At 59.7% G+C, this 24,123-nt stretch carries 19 protein-coding genes; 13 read left to right on the top strand and 6 right to left on the bottom strand.

The window, feature by feature from the left end:
• Positions 1-203: 203 nt before the first annotated feature.
• The 4 genes from J2R76_RS29880 (at position 204) to J2R76_RS29865 (ending at position 5,496) form a co-directional block, all read left to right on the top strand.
• Entirely contained in the window at positions 204-1,115 is a 912-nt protein-coding gene (locus J2R76_RS29880; RefSeq protein ID WP_244559022.1) for a 4'-phosphopantetheinyl transferase superfamily protein, read from the top strand.
• A gap of 47 nt (positions 1,116-1,162) precedes the next feature.
• Positions 1,163-2,203, top strand: coding sequence for an alpha/beta fold hydrolase (locus J2R76_RS29875; RefSeq protein WP_244559021.1), 1,041 nt, complete (start codon positions 1,163-1,165; stop codon positions 2,201-2,203).
• Between the two features lie 36 nt (positions 2,204-2,239).
• On the top strand, positions 2,240-4,252 hold the full coding sequence (locus tag J2R76_RS29870; RefSeq protein ID WP_076834831.1) for an amino acid adenylation domain-containing protein: 2,013 nt from the start codon (positions 2,240-2,242) through the stop codon (positions 4,250-4,252).
• A gap of 65 nt (positions 4,253-4,317) precedes the next feature.
• On the top strand, positions 4,318-5,496 hold the full coding sequence (locus tag J2R76_RS29865) for an acyl-CoA dehydrogenase family protein (protein ID WP_141341229.1): 1,179 nt from the start codon (positions 4,318-4,320) through the stop codon (positions 5,494-5,496).
• Positions 5,497-5,722: 226 nt separating this feature from the next.
• Here the strand turns inward: J2R76_RS29865 and asnB are convergent, their stop codons facing one another.
• The gene (gene asnB, locus J2R76_RS29860; RefSeq protein WP_076834829.1) at positions 5,723-7,453 is read right to left on the bottom strand and encodes an asparagine synthase B; all 1,731 of its coding nucleotides are present in this window, start codon (positions 7,451-7,453) and stop codon (positions 5,723-5,725) included.
• Between the two features lie 233 nt (positions 7,454-7,686).
• The gene (locus tag J2R76_RS29855) at positions 7,687-9,066 is read right to left on the bottom strand and encodes a polysaccharide biosynthesis/export family protein (protein ID WP_057021167.1); all 1,380 of its coding nucleotides are present in this window, start codon (positions 9,064-9,066) and stop codon (positions 7,687-7,689) included.
• A gap of 179 nt (positions 9,067-9,245) precedes the next feature.
• On the opposite strand from J2R76_RS29855, the gene J2R76_RS29850 reads away from it, so the two are divergent.
• The 4 genes from J2R76_RS29850 to J2R76_RS29835 all read left to right on the top strand — a co-directional run bounded on the left by J2R76_RS29850 (position 9,246) and on the right by J2R76_RS29835 (position 14,858).
• Positions 9,246-10,745: an undecaprenyl-phosphate glucose phosphotransferase gene (locus J2R76_RS29850; RefSeq protein WP_057021166.1), complete on the top strand. Its 1,500-nt coding sequence runs from the start codon at positions 9,246-9,248 to the stop codon at positions 10,743-10,745.
• A gap of 166 nt (positions 10,746-10,911) precedes the next feature.
• Entirely contained in the window at positions 10,912-12,039 is a 1,128-nt protein-coding gene (locus J2R76_RS29845; RefSeq protein WP_076834827.1) for a Wzz/FepE/Etk N-terminal domain-containing protein, read from the top strand.
• Positions 12,040-12,367: 328 nt separating this feature from the next.
• Positions 12,368-13,846 (top strand): oligosaccharide flippase family protein, encoded by a 1,479-nt coding sequence (locus tag J2R76_RS29840; protein ID WP_244559020.1) that lies wholly within the window; start codon positions 12,368-12,370, stop codon positions 13,844-13,846.
• Between the two features lie 70 nt (positions 13,847-13,916).
• The gene (locus J2R76_RS29835; RefSeq protein WP_244559019.1) at positions 13,917-14,858 is read left to right on the top strand and encodes an FkbM family methyltransferase; all 942 of its coding nucleotides are present in this window, start codon (positions 13,917-13,919) and stop codon (positions 14,856-14,858) included.
• Between the two features lie 120 nt (positions 14,859-14,978).
• Here the strand turns inward: J2R76_RS29835 and J2R76_RS29830 are convergent, their stop codons facing one another.
• Entirely contained in the window at positions 14,979-15,989 is a 1,011-nt protein-coding gene (locus J2R76_RS29830) for a polysaccharide deacetylase family protein (RefSeq protein ID WP_244559018.1), read from the bottom strand.
• Complete coding sequence (locus tag J2R76_RS29825) at positions 15,986-16,132, bottom strand: hypothetical protein (protein ID WP_158074249.1); 147 nt, start codon at positions 16,130-16,132, stop codon at positions 15,986-15,988. The genes J2R76_RS29830 and J2R76_RS29825 overlap by 4 nt, the downstream gene beginning before the upstream one ends.
• A gap of 200 nt (positions 16,133-16,332) precedes the next feature.
• On the opposite strand from J2R76_RS29825, the gene J2R76_RS29820 reads away from it, so the two are divergent.
• The 4 genes from J2R76_RS29820 (at position 16,333) to J2R76_RS29805 (ending at position 21,073) form a co-directional block, all read left to right on the top strand.
• A complete protein-coding gene (locus tag J2R76_RS29820) occupies positions 16,333-17,583 on the top strand; it encodes a glycosyltransferase family 4 protein (RefSeq protein ID WP_057021164.1) in 1,251 nt (416 codons plus the stop codon).
• 63 nt (positions 17,584-17,646) lie between these two features.
• Positions 17,647-18,786 carry a glycosyltransferase family 4 protein gene (locus J2R76_RS29815; RefSeq protein ID WP_076834944.1) on the top strand — a complete coding sequence of 380 codons (1,140 nt, stop codon included), beginning with the start codon at positions 17,647-17,649 and terminating at the stop codon, positions 18,784-18,786.
• Positions 18,787-18,918: 132 nt separating this feature from the next.
• Positions 18,919-20,232, top strand: a complete 1,314-nt coding sequence (locus J2R76_RS29810; RefSeq protein ID WP_076834826.1) for an O-antigen ligase — start codon at positions 18,919-18,921, stop codon at positions 20,230-20,232.
• Between the two features lie 46 nt (positions 20,233-20,278).
• Positions 20,279-21,073: a hypothetical protein gene (locus tag J2R76_RS29805; RefSeq protein WP_057021162.1), complete on the top strand. Its 795-nt coding sequence runs from the start codon at positions 20,279-20,281 to the stop codon at positions 21,071-21,073.
• A 34-nt stretch (positions 21,074-21,107) separates the two neighbouring features.
• Here J2R76_RS29805 and J2R76_RS29800 read toward each other — a convergent pair whose 3' ends face one another.
• Complete coding sequence (locus J2R76_RS29800) at positions 21,108-21,845, bottom strand: bifunctional 2-polyprenyl-6-hydroxyphenol methylase/3-demethylubiquinol 3-O-methyltransferase UbiG (RefSeq protein WP_076834824.1); 738 nt, start codon at positions 21,843-21,845, stop codon at positions 21,108-21,110.
• 139 nt (positions 21,846-21,984) lie between these two features.
• Positions 21,985-22,119 (bottom strand): hypothetical protein, encoded by a 135-nt coding sequence (locus tag J2R76_RS40700; RefSeq protein ID WP_256521260.1) that lies wholly within the window; start codon positions 22,117-22,119, stop codon positions 21,985-21,987.
• A 305-nt stretch (positions 22,120-22,424) separates the two neighbouring features.
• Between J2R76_RS40700 and J2R76_RS29795 the strand changes: the two genes are divergently transcribed.
• A complete protein-coding gene (locus tag J2R76_RS29795; RefSeq protein ID WP_244559017.1) occupies positions 22,425-23,882 on the top strand; it encodes a hypothetical protein in 1,458 nt (485 codons plus the stop codon).
• Positions 23,883-24,123: the final 241 nt, after the last annotated feature.

Here is a 24,123-nt window from a genome sequence, read left to right as displayed (position 1 = left end):
GGCCATGTCGGTGCTTCTCCCCCTCTGACTGCCGGCCGGGGCAGGCGCTGACGCCTGGACTGCATCCATTGACCGTCTAGCGGTCCGATTCCCCCAGGAATATTCCGCCGCTTGCGCTTTTGGCGGAAGGACGCGGCACTTTGCCACCAGGTCACTCAACTCAAGCAGTCCGATCCGTGGCACCGGACGGGAACTGGCAAAAAATGGGTAATTACGATGGTCCATTGAGCCATGGCGGTGCGCGATTAAAATTTCAATCAGCAGTCCGCTCGAATGCCCATCGCAATACCGTTCGCAACCTACCGGCGGCAATCCGGATCGAGGCTAATAGAAAGCAAGTTGTGATGGCTTTTCGCACGGGTGCCTGTGAACAGAGCGAGTGGGAAAATAGTCGTTCCTTTGACGGGCGAGGCTATCGCAAACTTGAATGTGGGGCTCGCGGAGCCGGCACCGCCCCTTTGAGCTTTTTGGACAAAGCAGTTGAGCTGAGACCCGGGGTCATCACGCCGGTTCTCGAGCATGATGGTCTGGAGGTCCTGGCATTCATGCTCCATGTGGAGCAGGACGTCATCCGGGAGCTAAGCGCTTGCCTCAACGAGGAAGAACATCGGCGCGCCGCGGGATTGAGATTGGAGCGCGATCGCCGCCGCTTCATTGTTAGCCGCGGGCAGCTGCGCCAGGTCCTCGCTTCCAGACTGAGAATTTCGCCTTCAGAGATCGAGCTGGAATATGGACGGCTGGGCAAACCCCACCTCTCCCGCCGCATGCCCGCCCGCGACGTGCGCTTCAGCGCCTCGCGATCTGGAGAAGTAGCGGTCATCGCCCTCTCGATCAGGCAAGAGGTCGGCGTGGACATCGAGGCAATCCTCCCTGTGCCCGAAGCGGACGAGATCGCAGCGCTCTGCCTTTCCACCTCCGAATACGAGTCCTACGCCGCCCTCGATCCGGAAGACCGGCTGGAAGGCTTCCTCCAGCGTTGGACCCGGCTGGAGGCTGTCTCCAAGGCGCTGGGGTGTGGCTTGGGACAGCCGATTTCCTGGGATGAAAGGGATTGGGCTGTCCGAAGCTTCGTACCGCAACCTGGATATGTTGGGAGCGTGGTCGTCCGGAAATAAACTGTCATCCGGAGTCGAAGTCACCGCGATGGCGCACGGAACAGGAAATGTCAGCTTCATCGATGAAAAGCCCGATGTCAGCGCACGTGATGCAGTTTTCGGAGCTGCTCGCAGACCTCGCGGTCAAGGACATCAAGGTCTGGGTGGATGGCGACCGGCTGCGCTGCAACGCCCCGGCCGGCGCGCTGACGGCGGAGCTTCGCGATCAGTTGCAGGGGCGGAAGGGCGAGATCATCGCGTTTCTGAACATGGCCACGGCCGCGGCCAAGCAACCGTCTGCAATCGTTCCGTTGCAGTCTCGCGGCACACGCATACCCATTTACGCAGTCCCCGGTCATGTCGGGGCACCGTCCTCATTCCTGGACCTCTCGAAGCACCTGGGCGTCGATCAACCGTTCTACGCCCTCCAACCGCCTGGCTTCGATGGGCAGAGCGAGCCGATGGATCGCGTCGAAGATATCGCCGAGTACTTCGCCCGCCAGATCGTCGAATATCAGCCGACCGGTCCGTACATCATCGTCGGCTATTGCTCGGGCGCTCCAACAGCTTTTGAACTGGCGAGAATCCTGGGACAGCGCGAGTCCGAGGTCTCATGCGTTGCGCTGTTTGGCCCGCTTCACCCCACCACCTATGGGGAATGGCCGCGCCGGCTGTATTTCATTGCCAGGGGCAAGGCGGAATCGTTCCTGCATGAGACAGCGAAGCTGCCGACATTCGGCGCCCGTCTCCGATATTTCGGCAGTCGCCTGCGCGAGCACGTCCGCGCCCTCGTACCCCTCGTTGGCAAGAGCAATGAGCCTGTCGCGACAGACCCGGTATTGGCGAGCAGGGCTCTGCTCAAATCCACGGCGATCGCGGCTTTTCAGCGCTACACTCCCACTCCGTATTCCGGTCGGGTTTGCATCATCCTTCCCAACAAAGCCTGGCTGCGATCGGGCGCCGCGCCACACCGATGGCTACAAGTAGTGCCGCATGCCGAATTTTACTTCGGGCCCGATGACTGCAACGAAGCCTCGATGCTGATGGAACCTGACGCACCTGCCATCGCAGACCTCTATCGCCAGGCAACCCAGAAGCAGAACACGTGATTTTCGTTTTTAGTTTTCCCGACGGGAGCGTATTTCATGAACGAAGTCCTACCTATCGCGCCGGAGGGCGTAGCGCTTCCCCTGCTGAAGGATTCCGATCATCAGGCGCTGGTTGTCGATTACAACGCCACGGCGGCACGCTATCCGTCGGACAAGACGATCATCGATCTCTTCCGCGACCAGACGACGCGTAGTCCTGACGCTGAAGCGATCCGCTTTGGCGATGCAACGCTGACCTACCGGCAGCTCGACGAACGCTCCAACCAGATGGCCGCGTATTTGAGCTCGACCGGCGTGGGCCCGGGCCGGATTGCCGTTGTCTTCATGGAGCACTCCATTGAAGTCGTCGTTGCGATCCTGGGGGTGCTGAAGTCCGGCGCGGCCTATGTGCCGGTGGATGCGGCAACGCCGAAGGGGCGTATCGCAACAATCCTGCAGGACATTTCCAACGGGACCGACGGGCGGGCGCCCGTGGCGATCACCCAGTCGCGCCTGCGTTCCGGCATTCCCCCGAACCTTGCCGACATTCTCGTACTCGACGCCGATCTCGCGTCGATCTCGAATCAGCCGGCCTCGGCTCGACCGTCCGCTGCCACGCCGGACGGCGCCGCCTATATCATCTTCACCTCCGGCTCGACCGGCACTCCCAAGGGCGTCGAGATCGAGCACCGAAGCCTGGTGAACTACATCTGGTGGGCCGCCCGGGTGTACAGTTCCGGCGAAAGTCTCGCATGGCCCCTTTTCTCATCTCTCGCATTTGACCTGACCGTCACAACGCTCTTTACGCCACTCATCACCGGCGGCCGCATCACGGTCTATCTTGGCGATCCCGGAGTGCAGAGCATGGTCGTGCTGAAGGTGATCGACGACAATGCAGTGGATATCATCAAGCTGACGCCGGCTCATCTCGCGATGATCCGCGACCGCAATCTTGAGACCACAAGACTGCGCAAGTTCATCGTGGGCGGTGAGGACTTCAAGGCCGCGCTGGCTCGCGATATCACCAGCGCTATTCCCCATCCTATCGAGATCTACAACGAGTATGGACCCACCGAAGCCACGGTGGGCTGCATGATTCACCGTTTCGACACCGATCGGGATCAATCCGCATCGGTGCCGATCGGCGTTCCGGCCGCGAATGCGGGCATCTACGTCCTCAGCATAGAATATCAGCCCACCGGCCCCGGGATTATCGGTGAGATGTTCATTGCCGGCGACGGTCTCGCGAGAGGTTATTTCAATCGCCCCGATCTGACCGACGAGCGTTTCCGTACGGTCACCGATCCCCGAGATGGGCGCTCGAAGCTGCGGCTCTATAAAACGGGCGATCTCGCCCGCTGGAACTCGGAAGGACGCCTGGAATTTCTCGGCCGCGCCGATCATCAGGTGAAGGTCGGCGGCACCCGTATCGAACTCGGCGAGATCGAAGCACGGCTTCTCAAGTACCCGGACGTTCACGAATGCGCCGTCGTCACCTCGATGACGAAAGGAGCGACACAAAAAACGGCCCAAATCGGCCATGGCGAACCGTCGACGCCCGAAGACGGCATCGCACGACTTGTGGCCTACTATGTTGCGTCGAAACCCCTGACCGTGGCGGACCTGCGCGCGCACCTCGCCGAAGAACTGCTGGAGTCCATGATTCCGACGCACTACGTTCGCCTCGAGCGGATGCCGCTCACGCCCAACGGCAAGATCGACCGCTCATCGCTTCCCGAGCCGACGGCGGAAAACATCCAGCCGGCGCAGGTCTTCGCCGCCCCCTCGACAGAGACCGAGAAGGCGCTGGCCGCTCTATGGTGTCAACTCCTGAAGCTCGAGTCGATCGGACGCCACGACAACTTCTTCGAACTGGGCGGGGAGTCGCTCCTGGTGGTGCGGGCGGTGTCGCGCATGCGAAAGATCTTCGGCGTCGACGTGCAGCTTCGCAACCTCTTTGAGCGGCCGACACTGGCCGAACTGGCGGAAGTCATCGACGGAATGCGCTGGGTGGCCGATTCCAATGCCCCTTCCCTCTCGGAGGGACCGAGAGAGGAGGTCGAACTCTAGCCGAAAGGTCTCCGCCTGGTCTTGGGCGGGACAGGAGCCTTTGAGTCAGGCTCGCAGCAGATCGGATGAAGATGATGGACAAAGCTTGGAACGCGGCACGAGAGCCGGAGCTGCCCTGGATGGCGGCGGAGTATGAGCTCTTGCGGGACCAGGTCCGCCGGTTCGTCAAGGAGGAAATCAAGCCCTGCGCGGATCAATGGGAAGAGAACGGGTTCATTCCCCGTTCGATCCTGCGCCGCATGGGCGAACTCGGCTTCTTCGGCATCCGCTACCCGGCTGAGTATGGTGGCGCCGAAATGGACTCTGTCGCGTCAACGGTCTTCGCCGAGGAGCTCGGGCGCTCGACCTATGGCGGCGCCGCCGACGCGATGCTCGTCCATGCCGACATGGCTTCCTCGTACGTCTTTCACGACGGGACCAAAGCCCAGCGGGCGCGCTGGATGCCGGGCATTATCAGCGGCGAGGTGATCACCGCGATCGCGATCACGGAGCCGGATGCAGGCTCGGACGTGAAAGCCATCCGCACGCGCGCGGTGCGGGACGGCGACTCTTTCGTGCTCGACGGCACCAAGCTCTATATCACAAACGGCGTCCACGCGGATCTCTACTGCGTCGCGGCCAAGACTGATCCCTCGGCCGGGAGCAACGGGATCACGATGTTCCTCGTCGAGAAGGGAACGCCAGGCTTCAGCGTCGCGCGCGAGCTGGACAAGCTCGGCTGGCGCTCCTCCGACACGGCGGAACTTGTCTTCGACGGCTGCCGCATCCCCGCCGACAACGTGCTCGGCGCGGAGGGACAAGGCTTCTACTCAATCATGCGCAACTTGCAGAACGAACGCCTTGTCCTCGCCGCCATGGCGATAGGGATGGCCGAGGCAGCGATCGACATGACCCTCACCTACGTGAAAACCCGCCGGGCATTCGGGGGCGTCCTTTGGGACATGCAGGCGATCCGTCAACGGCTCGCGATGCTTTCTGCGAAAGTGGAGGCAAGCCGCGGGTTTCTCTATGCCACCGCTTGGCGCATGGCGGCCGATGACGATTGCCTGCGCGAGATCTCGATGTTGAAGGCCATCTGCGGCGAGCTCGTCAACGAGGTCGCGTATGATTGCGTGCAGTTCCACGGCGCCATGGGCGTCATGCGCGAGAGCGCGATCGAGCGCGTCGCGCGTGACGCCCGCGTCCTCTCCATCGCCGGCGGCGCGACCGAAGTGATGCTTGAGGTGGTCGCATCGATGTCATGATCCTGACGCGGCGTTGAGGCGTCGCTCTGGCGTTGCTTGCAGAAAGGCCAAGTGCCGGCGCTTCGCGCGGCGGGCCGGGCTTTGAATGGTCTCGGCATCCGCGCCGGGTCGCGGCGACCGACGCAGCATATGGCGCGCCGGATTCACCCACGAAATCCGGCAGGCGTCATTCCGCCGAACACCGGGCGACGCTGCGTGGAATCTGAAATTCACTTGAAGGACGATTTCACTCCGCCGCTGCAACCCGTTCGCCCGATGGGGCCTTCGAACTGTTGAGGTTTTCAACTGACCGAACATGATCAATGGCCTGAACGTGGATCCCCTTCACGGCCCTTCCGGATGGGTCATTCATGCTCGCAAATTGCTGAGACCAAAGAAACGCGGTCGGCGTGGAGCATGCGATCGAAGGACCGACGGGCACAGTCAGGCAGGCTGTCGGGTTGTTGAAAATGCCATCAAAGATGGTCCTGTAGAAATATCCCTCTTTGGACGTCGGCGTTTGCCGCGGAAAGCGCTTGCTAGCCTCTGCGAGCATCTGATCCGAGACTTTATTCTCGGCTTGATGCTTCAAGCTTTCAATCCAGCTGTACCCTACCCCGTCGGAAAACTGCTCCTTTTGACGCCACAAGATCGCTTGCGGCAACAGATCGGTAAATGCTTCCCGCAATATGCCCTTCTCGATTTTCTCGCCAGGGCACATCTTCTCGGCGGGGTTTATCGACATTGCGTAGTCCAGGAATTCCTTGTCCAGGAAGGGCACACGGGCTTCGACCCCCCACGCCGCCATTGCCTTGTTCGCGCGACAGCAATCATACTTGCTGAGCGCAAAGATCTTTCGGACAGTCTCGTCGTGGAATTCTTCTGCTGACGGCGCCATGTGGAAGTAGAGATAGCCGCCGAATACCTCGTCAGCGCCTTCTCCGGACAACACCATTTTGATGCCCATTGATTTGATTTTGCGCGCCATGAGATACATCGGCGTGCCGGCACGAATGGTGGTGACGTCAAAGGTCTCCAGGTGCCGGATCACGTCCGGCAATGCGTCCAATCCTTCCTGCACGGTAAAAACAATCTCGTGATGGACCGTGCCGATGTGAGCTGCGACGTCTCGCGCATGCTTCATGTCAGGTGAGTTTTCGAGGCCGACCGAGAACGAGTGCAGCCTCGGCCACCATGCCTCTTCGGTTTCTCCCGACTCGATCCGCTTGAAGCGGTGGCGCGCCGCGAGCGCCGCGATAAGCGACGAGTCGAGCCCGCCGGAAATAAGCACCCCGTAAGGCACATCGCACATCATCTGCTGCTTGACCGCAGCTTCGAGCGAAGATCGGAGCTCCTGCAGCGACACCTTCCTGCTTGGAAGAGTATGTGCCCACTGTGGATCATACCACTTGACGAACTTTCCGGCCTTGGCGCTGTAATGATGTCCCGGAGGAAACTCCCGGATCGTCTCGCATACGCCATCGAGGGCTTTCATTTCGCTCGCGACGTAAGTCGTGCCGTCGCTGCCCCATCCGATGTAAAGCGGAACAATGCCGATGTGGTCTCGGGCGACGAAGAAATCGCCACTGCGCTCATCGAAGAGGGCAAATGCAAAGATTCCACTCAGCATATTGCACACGGCAGGGCCGTACTCGTCGTAGAGATACAGGATGATTTCGCAGTCGGACTTCGTTTTCCATGCGTGCGGCAGCTTCAGCGCCGCGCGCAAACCGACATGATTGTAGATCTCTCCGTTCACGGCCAAAGCGCGACCCGCGGTCACGTCGAGAAGGGGTTGAGCGCCGTGCTCCACGTCGACGATGGAAAGGCGCTCGTGCGCGAGCACTGCGCCGTCGCTGGAATAAATGCCGCTCCAGTCTGGCCCGCGGTGCCTGACCGTTTTGGCCATCTCGAGCGCCCGGCCGCGCGCCGTCTCGAGCGATTCTTTAAATCCAAAGATGCCAACGAAGCCGCACAAGGAGGTTGCCCCTTCTGTAAGTTCAGATCGCAGCGAAGCGGAACAGCGGATCGAGAACGGCAAAAGTCACAAAATATTCAAGGTTCAGATCAAGCGGAATTACCCTATGCCTATGCCTAAGCGGCGACACCGTCGCATAGGCTAAAAATATACGGACAAGCGGCATCAAACTCCGTGGCTGCTCGTGTCTTCTCGACGTGCCAATCCCGATCACTCTGCCGCTTCCGGCTTTGTCACCTGCTGTCACGCCGCGAGTCTGCCGCGGTCACGTCGGTCCGGCCTATCACGACCGGAACGTTTGAACTGCTCAGCTTTCGGGGTGCCGCGTCGGGACCATCCTGGTATCGCAGCGAGACCTCGATGGTATCACCCGGCTGCAACTCGGCATCCTCGTTCACGACAATCCGTTCCGGCCCTTTCTCGCTCTTTCTGATAATAGCAATATCCGGCTTACTGCCGGCTCCCCGTGCGAGCTGCGATCGAACCATCGAAGTGTATTGAAGCTTCTCACCGACGCTCTGCAGTTTCTCGCGAATCTGATTGAGCTTTAAGCTGGTCTCTTGCAGCTCACGGAACAGATCAAGCTTCCGCTGATCGTCGAGCTTTGCCAACCGTCTGGCGTACTCGTCTTGCAACTTCTTGACCTGGAGCAATTGCGCAGAGGTTTGCAGCCTCCGGGTCGCCGACAGCAGAACCGCGCGACGCGCATCCGTCACGCGAGGGCTGATCAACGATCCCTTGCCGAACAGGTCGGTCGCTTTCTGAAGGTCCTCGACGTCGGACTGAAGTCCTTCTTCATCTTTCTTTTGCTGCTCCGACAGCACGCGGACCTCGTCGTCTCCCTGCCGAACGCTGCGCTGCAAGTACGCCTTTTCCTGCTGATAGTCACTCTGCTTCGTCTTCAGATATTCGGCTTCCGCATTGACGATTTCCGAAACCGCCGACCGGGCTATCGGCAGGTCGGCAAGAGAAGCGCTTGGATTGATCTGCGTCCCTTCCCCGAGCTCGCTCTTGATGCGCCACATACGCGCCTGTTCCTTGGCGAGTTCTGTCCAAAGCGAACCATACTCGCTTCTCAGGTCGGCCGACTCGAGATACGGGTTGTTCATCCTGATATGCATGATGTCGTAGCCACCCGCCATGGCGATGAGCTGGCGCGCGGTGCTCGCGGGACGATAAGGATACTCCCCTGGCTTCGACACGTCCCCGTTGACGTAAACAGGCCTGTACTCCGCAACGATCGCCGTGACCTGATCTGCATCTATCACGACCACGACCTCGCGGCCGTCCACGGTCCTCTGTCGAAAGACCTTGCTCGTCATTGCGGCCCCGACCTTGGCCCGAATCTCTTGCAACGGCAGGCCGGCGACCGGGACCATCCCGACCAGCGGCAAAGAGATATTGCCATCGACTTGGACGGGCGCGCGCTGCCGCAGTTCCGGCACGCCGGCTACCGCGACCTCCAGAACATCTCCGACGCTCACTCGATATTCGGCTTTCGCCTGCGCGGAAATCGTCAGGCCAACAGCCACCAGGCCCCACCTGACACAATGGCCTGGTTGACCGCGACGGTTGTCAAGGCGGAGGAAATTACGCAGCTTGGCGTGCGGCATGGCGTGCTCGATGGCTCGGTCTCACGGATTGATCGACAATCTAATCCCGCAGCGCCTCGGCTCAACTGACCATCGTAGTTACTCCCGGCTACCCATTTATTGCCAATCCGCCTCCTGACCCGAATGCTATGTTTTTGTCAGGGGGACGGACTGCGTGACGGACTGCTTGGGAGTAACCGGTGAGTTATGCGTTTTTCACCAATTCGCCGGCCCCTACCGAGCGTTCGGCGCATTCGGTCACTGGCCGCAAGGCGATTGCGGCTGACCTTGGCAAGAACAGATTGGCCGCCTTGCTGGTACTGGCGGCAGGCGCCGAGTTCCTCCTCGTAGCCGTCGGGGCTTTTGCCGCTGCCGTCCTCTATTATCGGCTGGTCCTTGCGCTCGACTATCCGGACACTCCCAAATACATCCTGGAATCTCTTCTGATTGCCACGTTGCAACTGCTCGTATCCGTTGGGCTCCGGCAGTATTCGCGGATCCAGACGCAGCCCCGCCACATCTTCCTATGGAGCGGCGTCAGCGCCGTCTTCTTCGTATTCTCCTTCTTCATCTCAACGATATTTCTTCTCAAGATCTCGGACGGCTACTCGCGCGCGACCGTGATGGCCCAGGCGGCAAGCGTTATCGTCATGGTGCTCTTCGCGCGGGCAATATGCTTCTCGTTGCTGCAGCCTGCCATCGCATCCGGACTGATCGACGCCAGGCGCGTCATCCTCATAGGTGAACCGAGCCACTGCCTGGATTTTTCCGCACGAGTAAGCGCCACCGGAATCCGGACCATTCGCTCGTTCGAGTTGCCGACCTTTCGCAAGGGCTCTTCGGCATCGGAGCACTTCGGGGCGGTCGAAGTGCTATCCCATGTCCGCGAACTGATCGCAGAGTGCCGGCCCCTGCGAGCGGATGACATTGTCATTCTGACTTCGGAATCGGATGTTCGGGCGGCCCTCGCGCTCGCCGGCGCCCTGTCAGAGCTCCCGGTCGACGTTCACGTCGTCCCGGTCGGTGCAATCGACCTCATGGCCGTGTCGCGCATCACGCAATTCGGCAACATGGTGACGATGCGCATCTTCCAGTCTCCCCTGACGCCGTTCCACCGGGCGATCAAACGAGCCTTCGACATCGCGGCCGCAATTGCCGGACTTGTCATCATCAGTCCCCTCTTCGTCATCATTCCAATCGCAATCAAGCTCGATTCGCCCGGGCCGGTGCTATTTCGTCAGACGCGGCACGGCTACAACAACGAGACTATTCGCGTGTTGAAATTCAGATCGATGACCGTGACGGAGGACGGCGACAATTTCAAGCAGGTGACCAGACACGATCCACGTGTGACCCGGTTGGGACGCTTCATGCGCCACACCAATATCGATGAGCTTCCACAGCTCTTCAACGTGCTGGTCGGCGATATGTCACTCGTCGGGCCTCGTCCGCACGCGACCTCGCAGAACGAGAGCTTCGCCCGGCTGATTTCGTCATTCTCCCGCCGTCACAACGTCAAGCCCGGCATTACCGGCTGGGCACAGGTCAACGGTTATCGTGGCGAAACCGACACCCTGGAGAAGATGCAACGTCGTATCGAGCATGACCTCTATTACATCGACAATTGGTCATTCCTTCTCGATCTCAAGATCATCGTCATGACCCTCTTCTCCAGAAAGGTCTATTGGAATGCCTTCTAGCGCGATGACGATTGCTGCATGCAGTCCGTACAGCAAGATCGCAAGGGCATTGCAGTCGATCCCGTTCCCGTTTGATCGGCGGAGGCTTCGGTAGGCCACCAGTAACTGCAGGTTCGAGACAATGCTGCAATCTCACAGAACTGACAATTCGGCACCTCAGGACACGATGCCGCCTGAATTTGGTTCGCCGGCCGAATTCGTGGCGGAGGGTCTCGCCTTCTTGCGCCGCCGCCTCTCGATCATACTGCTGACGTGCTTCTTGATGTTTGGCGCCGGCTTGCTCTATCTCGTTGTCGCAGTTCCGACGTTTACGGCAACCGCGCAACTCATCGTCGACGCCAAGACGACTTCTTCCAACGACACGGCGTCGGCAACGACGGCCGTCGAGAGTCAGGTCGCAATCCTGAGGTCCGAGAGCGTCGCTCGCGCGGCGATCGCGAAGCTCGGTTTGGCGGGGGATCCGGAATTCTCAGGCGGCGTCCTGCACCGACTCGGTCGGTCGACGTCCCGGCTGCTCGGATGGAGCAGACCGGACACGGACGTCGTCACGCGTGATGCGATGGAAGCATTCGCGCGCAAGCTCTCGGTGAAGCGCGCCGGCCTCACCTACATAGTCGATCTCGCCTTCAGCTCCGCCGATCCCGATCGGGCAGCGCAGGTCCTGGACACCGTCGTAGAGACCTACATCACGACGCAAATGGACGCGAAATACAAATGGGGTCTGCAAAACGAGAAATGGGTCAAGGAACGTGTCAACGAACTGAGCAGCCAGGCGTCGACTGCCAAAAAGGCCGTAGCGGATTACAACAGGGCCAGGAATGGCGTCGCGGCTCCCGCGAACACCGCTGGGGCAGGTCCACCCTCGTCGCAATCGACCGGAGCGACGCAAGACGAACTCCGCGAACTGGAAGCCACGGCGGACGCCGCCACCAGAACGTATGACAATTTCCTCCGGATGCTGCGTTACATGGACGCCATGCAGCAGCAATCCGCGCCGGTGTTCGAGGCTCGTCTGCTCACGGGGGTGTCTCACCCCTACACGGCCAGCTCGCCAAACGCCCGCTTGATACTTGGATCAGCGATCCTCGGCGGCATGCTCCTGGGGATCGGAATAGGATTGCTGCGCGACAGGTCGGACCGGGAACGCGCGCCCGCGCGCAGGTCTGCAGCCACCGCATCCGGAGGAACTGCAGTCGTCCAGGGGCTCAAGGCGAACGGCGTCAAGCCCCATTTCGATGGTTCGTTCAAGGTCGAGAAGCAACACACCTACAAGGAGGCCAATCCTGACTTATAGTCGCATGAATTGGCTCCGATCGCGATACCGCAAGCTCGATTGAAACGCCCCGTACATCACCCGTCGAACAATGCTCGTCGGCGAACCGCCTTCATCGCGATGAAGGCAGCATGTTTCTCGTTACGGCCACCGGAGTAGGTAGTCCGGAAGGGCCGAATGCCCTCCGCATCCACGAAGTTACATTCGGCCTCTATCATGCGACAATCCGCCACACGATGGAAAATTGGCTCTTGAACCTTCAGTCAGTGCGCAACCCACCATCCGCCCGCGAAGAGCTCGATTACAATCGCTGGGCGTCGCGTAGCGTTAGCCAACGTTGGAATGCGCAATGACGAGCTTTTTTCAGGCGTCCGGCGGATCGGTGACCATGCTCAGCAATATCCTCCGGCAGTCATGGCTGGCTATGGTCTATCGCTGCTCGGGCGCCGCCGTGTCCTTCCTCTTCGGCGTGAGTTTTGCGCGGATGATGACCATAGAGGAATACGGGGCGCTCATGTCGCTGATGACATTCGCGGTCGTCGCCTCCACGGTCGGCCTCTTCGGCCAGCAGTTTCGCGTGCTGCGGGAAATACCAAGCATCGCCGTCCGGAAATGTTTCCCAGAGATCGGTTCGATTGTTGCAAAGCAGGTTCGTTTGGCGTGTCTCGGCAGCATTGCCGTTACTCTGGTCTCTCTCCTCTTGTTCGTCGTCGCGCACGGCCGCGATGGTATATTCGGACGGTGGCAATACTGCACGAGCGTGCTGCTGATCTTGCCATTGGCCTTGATCGAAATGCAGGGCTCGTTGGGGCGCGCGCTCGGTTCCGTCAACCTCGCGCTTATGACCAAGGATGTTTTGTGGCGGTTGCTCATCATTCTGTTGAGCGGCGTTCTCTTCTCGACGTTTGGCCGCCCGCTGCAGGCGGGAGACGTTCTGATGATTGCGACCGGCATCCTGGTCGCGCTGATCCCCGCTCAGAACGGTTACCTACGACGCCTCGCAGAGGGCTATAACGTATTCACCGTGGCGGTGAAGCGATCGAATGATCGGATTGGCGACATCCTTTCCACTTCGGGACCGTTCTGGGTAACCAGCATCACCAGCGTGATGGGCGGCACGATAGATGTCATCATCGTCTCGGTGATGGTCGGCCCGGAAGCCGGCGGATATTACTACGCTGCCACCCGGATCGCGTTCCTGCTTGATTTCTTTCTGGCAACTTTCTGCGTACCCGCAGCGCCCCTCATGGCACGCTTGTTCGATGAAAATCGTCATGCGGAAATCACACGCATCACATCAGGAGCGTCACTGGCTGCGTTCGTCGCCGTCCTCGGCTGCGTTGCAACATTGGCGGCCGCCGGCGACCTCGCGCTGATGACGTTCGGAGCCGACTTCACCCGCGCCTACAGCGTCCTGATGGTCTTGGCAATCGGCCTGTTAATCTCGACATACTTCGGCATCGGCCCTATCGCACTGAATATGACCGGACACCAGCGGGCCGCGATGCAAATCGTGGTAGCAACCTGGGCCGTGGGACTCCTGGCCATGATCAGCGCGACCTGGGCCTTTGGGGCTCTAGGAGCGGCAGTTGCTGGCTCCTGCGCAGGCGTGGCAACCAGGGTATGGACAGCGGCCTACATGTACGCCGCGGAGGGGATCGATATCACGGCCACCACGACGCTCATTGCGCTAGTAAGGCGCACAATGCGGCGAGGCCCATCCGAACCGCTCATGGACGCGGTGCGGCCGGAAACCGGCGCGACCATTCTCGACTTGCGGCCGCGCGTGCGGCGGTCGGGACACGACGTGCGTGATTCGGGGAGATAGTTGAATGCGTTCGTTGCCATACGAGGACGCGACTGCTGTAATCGGAATTGGGCGCGAGAGACGGCACCTCATGGACCAGGATACATTCGATTACGAAGTGTCGGGAAACCCGATTTCGATCGGGCTGGTGAAGCTTCTGCACACGATTGTTGCGCGGAGTACGGGGCGTGGAATGGGACTAGCAATGCGAGCGGTCCGTCCGTTCATCCATTCCCAGACGCCTTGCGTCCATTTCGCGGACGGTAGCCGCCTGTACTTTGAGCTGGACGACGCCTACTGGAATGCGTTTTTTGTCGGTCAGCCCCATCGTACCTACGAATCAGACATAGCGATGCTTCTGCTGCGGCTGAAGGATGTCGACTACACGTTCTTCGATTGCGGCGCCAACATCGGGTACTGGTCCGTTCTCGTCACGTCGGAAATGCTGGGTCGCAAGCGCGCAATAGCTGTCGAGGCATCGCGGCAAACGCTCGCGATTCTCGAGCAGAACCGTAGCGCCAACGATCGGCGCTTCGAGATCTGCCGCAAGGCCTTGTTCGAGACTGACGGACAGATGTTGTCCTTCTCCGACGACGGATCTCATGACGCCCGACACATCGTTACGTCGCAAGGTATGCGCTCAAAGCACGTCGAACCGGTCGTATCGATCACGCTTGATTCGCTGGCACGGCAGCTGCAGATGACCGACCGCGATCGGCTCGTCGTCAAGCTTGACGTCGAGGGTGCGGAAATCTCGGCCTTCAAAGGGGCGCGCGAAGTGCTAAAGCGCGATACGCTGATCATCTACGAGGATCACGGCAACGACCGGAGCCACACGACCACGAGGTACATGCTCGATACCGAAGGATTTCCGGTCTTCTCCATCGCTATGGACGGGGCAATTACGAAGGTCGAGGAACTCGGCCTTCTGGACAGGGTCAAGACGAACCCGAAAATTGGCTACAATTTCGTAACCTGCCCACCAGGGAGCGGCTTCCACCAGTGGATGGAACGGGCTGCCGGTCGCGCATAAGCGCGCCGGGCGTCGCTACGGATGATCTTGGCGGAGCGCCTCATAGATTGAGAGCCCGAGCGATCTGATTTCGTGCCTCACGCACGAGCGGCTCACCGCCATCACCAGAGTGTAAGATTGCTAGCTAAGACCCAGCAGTCCGTGCATCGCCGACTGGATACCGTTCATTCGGGCCTCGAACGCAAGCTTTGTGTCGAATTGTCCACCCACGCCGATACGAGGCAGTGCCAGTGGATTTGGCTTGCGATCGGACACCTGCCCATGCCGCGTAGTCACCGCGGTCGAAAAACCGACTTCCTCCGCAAGACGTTCCTCCCGAGTGTCACACGCTCCGGGGGTGCCGTAAGGATAGGCGAAATGCCGGACGGGATTCTGAAGCAAATTCTCCAGATAGCTGCGGTTGCCCGCCATTTCGGCTCGCGCAGAGGCTGCATCCAGACAGGCCAGTGCCGGGTGGGAATCCGTGTGGCCGCCAATTGAAGCGAGAGGATGCTGCGCCAAGCCTTGAAGCTCGCGTTCATCCAGGAAATAGACGTCGTTCAAGGCCGATAGAGATACACCCGCATTGCGGAACGTCGGGGCGAGCAATTCGGCCCGGTTATAATCTTCGTGAACCCACTTCGCTACCTTGCTCATGGCCGACGCCTTGCTGTTCAGATCGGGACAGGAAAACCGGATGTCCATCGCGTCAATGGTAACGGTGTCTCGCGAGCGAAGAACTTCGCGCAAGCCGAGCCACCATGACTGCAGCGTCCGCGTCGGAGCGCCCGTAGGAACGTAGACCGTGAACGGGGCGTTGTTGCGCTCGAGGATCGGAAGCGCCGTCGAAACGTTGTCTCGATAACCGTCATCGAAGGTAACCACAGCATAGCGGCGCGGCTGCGAATCATTTGCCAACCGCTCAAGACATGTTTCCAGGCTGACGATCTCCCACCCTTCGTGGCGCAGCCACTTGAGCGAATACTCAAACAAGTCCTCTGACGTTCCGGTCATCAGTTCTGAGCGGAAATCCCGCTGAACCTCGTGGAACATCAGAATAGCGGCTCTGCCTGCAAAAATCTTGCGCAGAGCTGGCGTCAGTCCGGACCAACGCACCGCCTGGAATACGGCTGCCTTGAAACTCTGCCTCACGGCGCCCCCTCGTCACCGCTGGTCAGAGAATTCACCACATGAATCTGAGGCCGGCTTAATTCCACGCGCGGCGCGCTGCCGATATTCATCTTCAAATTGTCCATCGTGAGAACAGTGAGCGTCTCGTAGGCACTGGCAGGCATTGCCTATTTATCGTGGAACCGCTGCATCTACGCAACTGCGACACCGGTACTCACTCATAGGTACCCCTCAATTCGCCCATCCCACCCTGAATGCGCCACCTGCCTCGGATAGCTTTCAAGGTAGCCTTTTTCTGTCGAGCACAAAAAGCACCAGGCGCGGGTGGCTGTTGTGATCTGCGCATCGATGGAACGGCTCCTTAATGAAGGTACTCCTCGCTAACAAATACCTCTTCAACAATGGTGGCGCAGAGACCGTTCTGTTTCAGGAACGAGCATTCCTGACGGGCAGCGGGGTGGAAGTCATTGACTTCGCAATGCAGCACGAGCGGAATATCGAGTCACCCTACTCGACTCATTTTGTGTCTCGCCAGGATTATCGCAACGGCGGCTACCTTGCCAGGATAAGGGGCGCCCTCGCGCTGATCCACTCGCGCGAGGCCGTAAGCAAGCTCGCATCGCTGATCGACGAGACGCGACCAGACTTGATGCACTGTCACAACGTCTATCATCAGTTGACGCCATCGATCGTCGGCGTCGCCAAGTCGCGCGGAATCCCGGTTGTCCTGACGCTGCATGATACGAAGCCGGTCTGTCCGGTACACACGCGAGCGCTCGGAAACCAATTGTGCTCGCTGTGCCTCACCGGCGGCTTCCATCACGTGCTGACGCATCGTTGTTCCGACGGCTCGTTGGCGCAGAGTGCCACGCTTTACCTCGAAGCGGTCACGCAACAGTGGCTCGGAAGCTACGAGAAAGTGGATCGCTTTATCGCACCAAGTCTCTTCATGCAGGATTCGGTATCCCGCCGCTTCTCCCCAGACCGAACGGTGCTGCTCTACAACGGCGTGGATGTCAGGAACATTTCGCCGCGCGGCCGGGACAACGGATACGTTCTTTACTGCGGCCGGCTCGCACCGGGCAAGGGTGCTGAGACGCTGTTGCGTGCCCATCAGGCGGCGGGATGTTCGTGGCCACTTGTCATTGCGGGCACGGGCCCGCTGACTGATGACTTGAAGTCGCAGTTTGCACGAAACGTGCAGTTTGCGGGTCACCTCTCCGGAGACACGCTGAGCACAACAATAGCCGAAGCATCCGTAGTGGTTGTGCCTTCGGAGTGGTGCGAGAATTGCCCGATGTCGGTCCTGGAGGCGATGGCGCAGGGCAAGGCCATCATTGCGACCCGCATTGGCGGCATTCCTGAGCTCGTGAACGACCGGGAGACCGGATTTCTGTTCGAGCCCGGCAATGTCGACGAGCTTCGAACCCATCTCGAGTGCCTCATGGGCAGCGGCGAGCTCCGCGCACAGATGGGGGCCGCCGGACGGGTTCGTGTAGAGAAGCACTTCTCCCTCGACAAGCACAACGCCGAGCTGATTGCCGTCTACCGATCACTGCTGCCGGGGCGAACCTCGGTGGTGGCGGCAGCGGTAAATGGCGCAAGGAGTCCATGAATAGTTTGTAGATTTTAGGAGGAATTTGTAGTGAGTGCGGATCATCTCGTACTGAGGGTAATCATGCTTGGCCTGCGTGGATTCCCCAATGTGCAGGGAGGGGTTGAAACTCACGCGGAGCATCTGTGTCCCCATCTCAAGAAGTTGGGGTGCGATGTCAAAGTGATCGTCCGCTCCTCGTATATGCCGCCCAGTCGTGGCGACGAGTGGCACGGAGTGCGCTACCAGCGGGTATGGTGCCCGAAAGCGTCCGGCCTCGAGACGATTGTGCATTCGTTTCTCGGCGTGCTGGTCGCCGCATGGCAACGACCGGACGTATTGCACATCCAGGCCATCGGGCCGGCTTTGATGGCGCCGCTCGCGCGATTGCTGGGACTGCATGTTGTCGTGACGCATCATGGCCCGGATTACGACCGCGAGAAGTGGGGCCGACTGGCCAAGGCGGTTCTGCACGCTGGCGAAGCCTGGGGCATGCGGTTCTCCGACGGCCGCATCGTGATCTCGCAGACCATTCGGAAGCTGGTGCGGGACAAGTACGGCTTGAACTCAGACCTTATTCCAAACGGCATCACCCTGCCCGACGTACCAAGTAGCACCTCAGCGCTCGAGAAGTTCGGGCTTACGCCGGGACGATATGTGCTGACGGTGGGCCGGCTGGTTCCGGAGAAACGGCACCTCGACTTGATTCAGGCCTTTGCCGCTGCCAGGCTCGACGAATGGAAGCTCGTGCTGGTCGGGACATCCGAACATCCCAATGCCTATACCGCGGAGGTGACAGCGCGCGCCGAGGCGACCTCTGGGACAGTCGTGGCAGGCTTTCAGTACGGCATCGCGCTACAGGAGCTGTACGCCCATGCCGGCATTTTCGTCCTCCCTTCTTCGCACGAGGGCTTGCCGATCGCGCTGCTGGAGGCCTTGAGTTTCGGCCTGCCAGTCGTCGCCAGTGACATTCCCGCTCTTCTGGAGATCGGATTAGACGACTCGCACTATTTCCATTTGGGAGACGTATCAGCGCTCGCGGGTCGCCTGGCGTTCTTTGCAAGCAGTCCGTGGCCGCCCGAACTCCGCGAGAAAACGCGCCGCTGGTTGGCAGAGCGAGAGGACTGGCACTCTGTCGCCGAACGAACGCTCGGATGCTATCGCAGAGCCATCGAGCCACACCAGGACGTGCGGCGCCGGACCGCCCCTCCCCATGCAGCCTAGCGCGTTGCTCGGGTGGCGTGGCGGCAAGCACGTGCTGGCCGCCTTGCGCTGGAAGCGTCCCCAGCCGGCGCGACGCCGCGCCGATATTCGGGCTGTCTTTCGACCCCTGACTGAGCCGGAGTTGCGCTCAAGATGAATGCCCTCCTGACATTCTTTCTTTTCTTTGTTTTTGTGAGATCGTTCTCCAACGGAATTGATCGTCTGTACGGCACCGGCATTTCATCGACTCTTTCGTTGATCATCGTCGCGGTCGGCCTCGTGGCAGCCTGGAACATGCGCGATGTCAGGATACACCGGAGACTCTTCACGCTGTTAATATGCTTGTCGGTCTTCACGGCCACTGCCGTACTGTCGCTTGTCGTCAATACGAGGAGCATCATCGATCAATACGCCGCGTGGTACGAAATCATCAGGTACGTCTACCTGTTCATGCTTGTGATATTGGTCTCTTCCATTTATCAATCTCCCGGCTTTTGCCCGAACATCCATCGTGTTTTTATGGTTCTGCTGTTTCTGATGTCGGCGATCGCATTGTTCCAATACCTGGCCGGATATACCGAGCTCGCATCGCCATACGACAAGCATGCACGAGCGGCGGGGCCCTCGGCGCACCCGGTATCCTTCAGTCTCGAATTGGTGCTGGTCTTCTTCCTTTGCGAGCTGTCGCGTCGCAAACTACGCCTCTCCATGGGATACAATGACATTGTCGTTTATCTGTTCTTTCTCGTCGCCCTCGCCCTCGCTGCGTCAAGGACTGGGGTCGCGCTACTCGGGGTAACCTTCGCCATATATATCTTTGCTCAGCGGCCTGCCCTCTTGCCGGCGTTCGCTGCAGCATTCGTTGTCGTCATATGGACATCTCCATTTGGAGCATCGTTTTCGGAGCTAAGCTCGATTCCGGATTATATCTTGAGCGGAAACTACACGGTTTGGGATTGGCGCACGGCTCCGAGCTCCGTCCATTGGCGCATTTACCATTGGTACTATCTGTCCACGCTTGCACTCGAACAACCGCTGATTGGATACGGCCCCGGTCAAACGGCGCTCTACAGCCCATTCGTCCTGCTTGCGCATAGTGCGTTCGTAGAAATGTTCTTCGAAACCGGCGTGGTCGGCCTGATCTCCTTTACCGTGTTCTGGTTCAGCCTTCCGCTGGCCGCAATGTCGGACCGGCAGAAGCTTGTTGCTTGCTATGGAAGGAGGTCGGCGCAAATCCAACCTCTGAACCTCTGGATTGCCATGTTCATTGGCGTAACGCTGGTGGCGTTGTTCGATGACAGCTTCAACAGGGAAACGGTGGCGTTGTCGTACCTGATACTCGGCATTTTCCTGGTGCTGGCCCAACCTGAAGCTGCTGTTGAACGCGCCCCCGGATCGCGTGAATCGCCGACCCCAATGATCGCCGGTTCGCGGACTGAAGCATTGGGGAGCCCTGGAGCCATCTGAGCCGAACTTCGCTGCTGTTCTACTGGCCCCTGCTAGGAATTCTTGCGTGAAGACATACCTTGCCATTTCCCTCACCGCGCTCATGGTCCTCGAAGCTCTCGTCCCGTCACCGGGTGCCGGGGGCAAGCGTGCTCATCAGCCCATTTGCGTGTCCTTATCTATCGAATGCGTCGTATCGCAAAATTCCGGGCAGGACGCCGGCATCTATCCCCACGGTGTCAGAACCTCCTACTCGTGGTATGCCGGAGGCGCTGCTGCCACCGGAAACGGGGCTCCGCCTTCTGATTTCACTTCACTGACGGGTTGGGGGCAGATCTATCCGCAAGCTGGTGCTCCGAACGTTGCTGCCAATATCTATCTGAAGGACTATCGCGTCTATGTACACTTGACGAGTGGCGGCTGGAGGCTCGTGCAGGATCAGGCAACGAATTCGGTCGATGGCGGGCACTACGTGGCGGATTTCTCCGACAACTCCTCTACAACGATGGATCTTATTCTTGAGCCCGACCGAAGCATCAGGATGAGCTCGCCGTCGCCCGGCTACAATGATCATTTCTGGATGGAGCCGAGGGGCTCGTATGCTCCTGAAACGGTCGACGGAGTGTTCTCGTTGGCAGAACTGCGCACCGATAGCGCGAACGCAAATCTGATTGCAAACTTCGGCGGAGACTGGTGGAGAGACACCTCGGCTCCGTACCTCTACCGTGATGGAGTGTTTGTGAACAATCCTGGCATCGGCATGGGTGCGTGGGTCAGATTGACGACGACCTACCAGTACTTTTTCTTCACAACCATGACCAGATCGCAGCTGCAGACCGATCCACCGCCGCCCTTGCGATAGCCGATCTGAACTCTGGCTCCCGATGGAATTCCGACTAGCTGGCGAGGACCATCAACGAGGCTCCGCCAAGGACGCGCACCGAAAGGTCCTCTCCGGCAATGCTCCGAACCAATTGCCGCCCAGCCATGGCGAGGGTTGATTTCGCGGTTCGCCATTCGGGATGAACATGGAGGAAATCCTCCATCCGGGTGTACTGGTTGTCGATAATCTCAAAACCGGTATCGCGCAGCGTCGCCAGAGCGGTCGTCTGGTCGAAATAATGCAGGTGACCGACCTCCTTGCGCCGCTGGAGGGGCAGACCTCGCAGAACGCCGAGGATGGTCATGTCGAGCGGGATGTGAAACACGTAGTATTTCGCGCGCCCTCTGATCCTTCGCAGAAAGCCCATATAGTCATCGATGTGCTCGAAGACATCGATGCACAATAGAAGATCGTAATTTTCGCTGGTATGCGAGAAGTCTCCGCAGTGGAATCGCAAATTGTCCCGCTCGCGCAGTTTGGCGGCGGTGATGGCATACGGAGCGATATCGTAGCCGACGGCGGTCGAGTCACGGAAGATGTCGTGCTCGAGCAGAGCGTTCAGAACGCCTCCCACTCCGCAACCGATGTCGACGATCGTCCGGCAGGTGACGTTGTTGTCACGCACGATCTTGGCGATCTTCGCGGCCTTGGTTCCTGCATCTTCGTCATGCCAGCCTGGATGGGCTTCAGCATAACCTTTCCCGGTATAGAGATCGTTGGACCCGAACTCTGCCTCTCTGACGACAGCCATCGTTCTCTCCCTCAATTGAATTGCGCTCGCCTCAGCCTGCGGACCACAGCCGCGCCGAGGGCGTGCGTTCGAGTTCGTCGTACGCGATCAGGCGACCGCGCGTCCTTCCAGCGCTGTTGGATCGCCAAATTGTCGGGCTTCAGATTCGCCAATCCACGAGCCGCCATTCAAAGAGAACCGATCCATCTCCACCGGCGAGTGTGTTCTTGATCTTGAGGTTGTCGCAATAATCCTTGCGGGCTACCCCGGCGCAGAACTCGATCCGCGCTTGCATCGACAAGCATCCGTCGCCGCGACACACGTGGTCGAGAACAAGGGATTTGCGCCCCATATACGTGTGTATAAATCACGATTTGAAGGTTTTTTCGCCATTTTTGCTCATTAACCAAACGGCGCAGCAGTCGGGGGGGCAAATTCATTAAACCCGCTGCTTTGAAATCTCCTCGCGGTTCGAGGCCTGCAGTGCATTGAAATCTGTTCGTGGTCGCAAGACCTTACGAGCATGCAGTATGTCGCGCGTCCCCCATGCGCGGCAGTGGAATTCTTCGTCCTCAATTTGGTCTGCAATGGAGAATTAGCTTGGCCGCTCTAGACGATGTCATCACTCAAAATACCACAGGCAATAGCGAAGGATTCCCGCTGGGCGTTCCTTCATCCTACTCTTGGTATTCCGGCAGAAACGGTGGCGGAGGCACCCCTCCTGCCGGCTTCTCGGCCATCACCGGATGGGGTCAGATCTATCCCGAGGTCGGGCAGACGGTTAATCCGGGCAGCGTCGACATAGCAAATTTCGAGACCTGGGTGCATCTCACGAGCGGCGGCTGGGTCAAGGTGCAGGACCAGGACACGAGCTCCCTCGGAGGCGCCCACTTCACCGCTGACTTCGTCGGGAACGCGAACATTGCATGGAATCAAACCACAAACGCGGATGGCAGCGTATCCGTCGATGCACCGACCAGCGGATACAACGACCATTTCTGGCCGGGCGGATCCCGCGGCACCTACACGCCCGGAACGATCGACGGCGTTTTCGTCACGGCGAGCATGAAGGTCGACAATCCGAACGAACACTACGTTGCCAATATCGGTGCCGACTGGTGGAGAGACGCCACCGCCGGGTACGTCTACCAGAATGGCGTATTCGTGAATAATCCCGGCGTCGGGATGAGCAACTGGGTCGATCTGACAACCAGCTATAAGCAACTCTATTTCACAACGATGAATGCGACGCAGTTGCAGGGCGATCTGCCGCCTCCGCTGCAGGGCGCCTCTTCGCCGGCGACACCGACGCAGCCGACGACACCGACGACACCGACGACGCCGACCGATCCGACGATACCGGCGCAGCCGACGACGCCGACCGACCCCACGACGCCGACAACCCCCACGACTCCAAGCGTGACCGCACCGGTGCTCGACGTCGCGGACAAGTCGCTCTGGGTGGCCGGCAGAGGCGGTCAGGTCGACCTGGGGACGACCATTACGACGACCGACCCCAACGATAACCTCACCCTCAGTATCATGGGATTGCCGCGATACGAGACGATCACGACCGGCGACGGCACGACGCTCAGGGGCAACAACATCACCCTGACGTCCGCGCAGGTCGACAGCGGACTGACGCTGACATCGTACTACAAGGGCAATGCTCATCCGGTCGCGAACCTCACGCTGACCGCGAGCGCTATGGATCCGACCACCGGCGCTGTGATGTCGTCGGACCCGCAGACGATCCGCGTGACGGATCCCCGGCCGTCCAGCTGGACTGGCGGAAACGCAGGGAGCTGGGCAAACCACGGCTTTGCGCAGTTGCAGCAGCAGATGGGCGACACCAGCACCCTGGCGAACACAGCATCGCAGACGACCGGTTGGGCCGATCAAGGCGCGCGAGCGTCCCAGGCAAGCCAGGGCTTTGCGCTGCTGAACCAGTATCTGGCCGGCAGCTCCGGTCGGGTCGACGCTGGTCAGATCGCGGCGGCCATGTCGAATGCGAACAGCTGGACGCACAACTCGTTCCTGAGCAAACCTCAGGGTTGATCCGGCTACTGCACCCGGGGGCTCCGCGCCCGGGTGCAGTACCATCAACGTGTTGGGAGTCGGAAACGGGCGGTCGATCGCGGACGGTAACGGCGAAGGGACTGCCACGCGCGGGTCCTGGTCTCGGTTGGCTTCATCGCTCGCATCTGTTTCCAAGCGATCAAAATGCGTGCTGGCGCAACAGCTTCGGGTATGCGGCAAATTTGCGCGCAACATAACGGTGCAAAAATCAAGATTTGAA

The sequence above is a fragment of the Bradyrhizobium sp. USDA 4532 genome, assembly GCF_024171315.1.
Taxonomy (GTDB): domain Bacteria; phylum Pseudomonadota; class Alphaproteobacteria; order Rhizobiales; family Xanthobacteraceae; genus Bradyrhizobium; species Bradyrhizobium australafricanum.
This window is presented reverse-complemented; position numbering and strand designations above follow the sequence as displayed.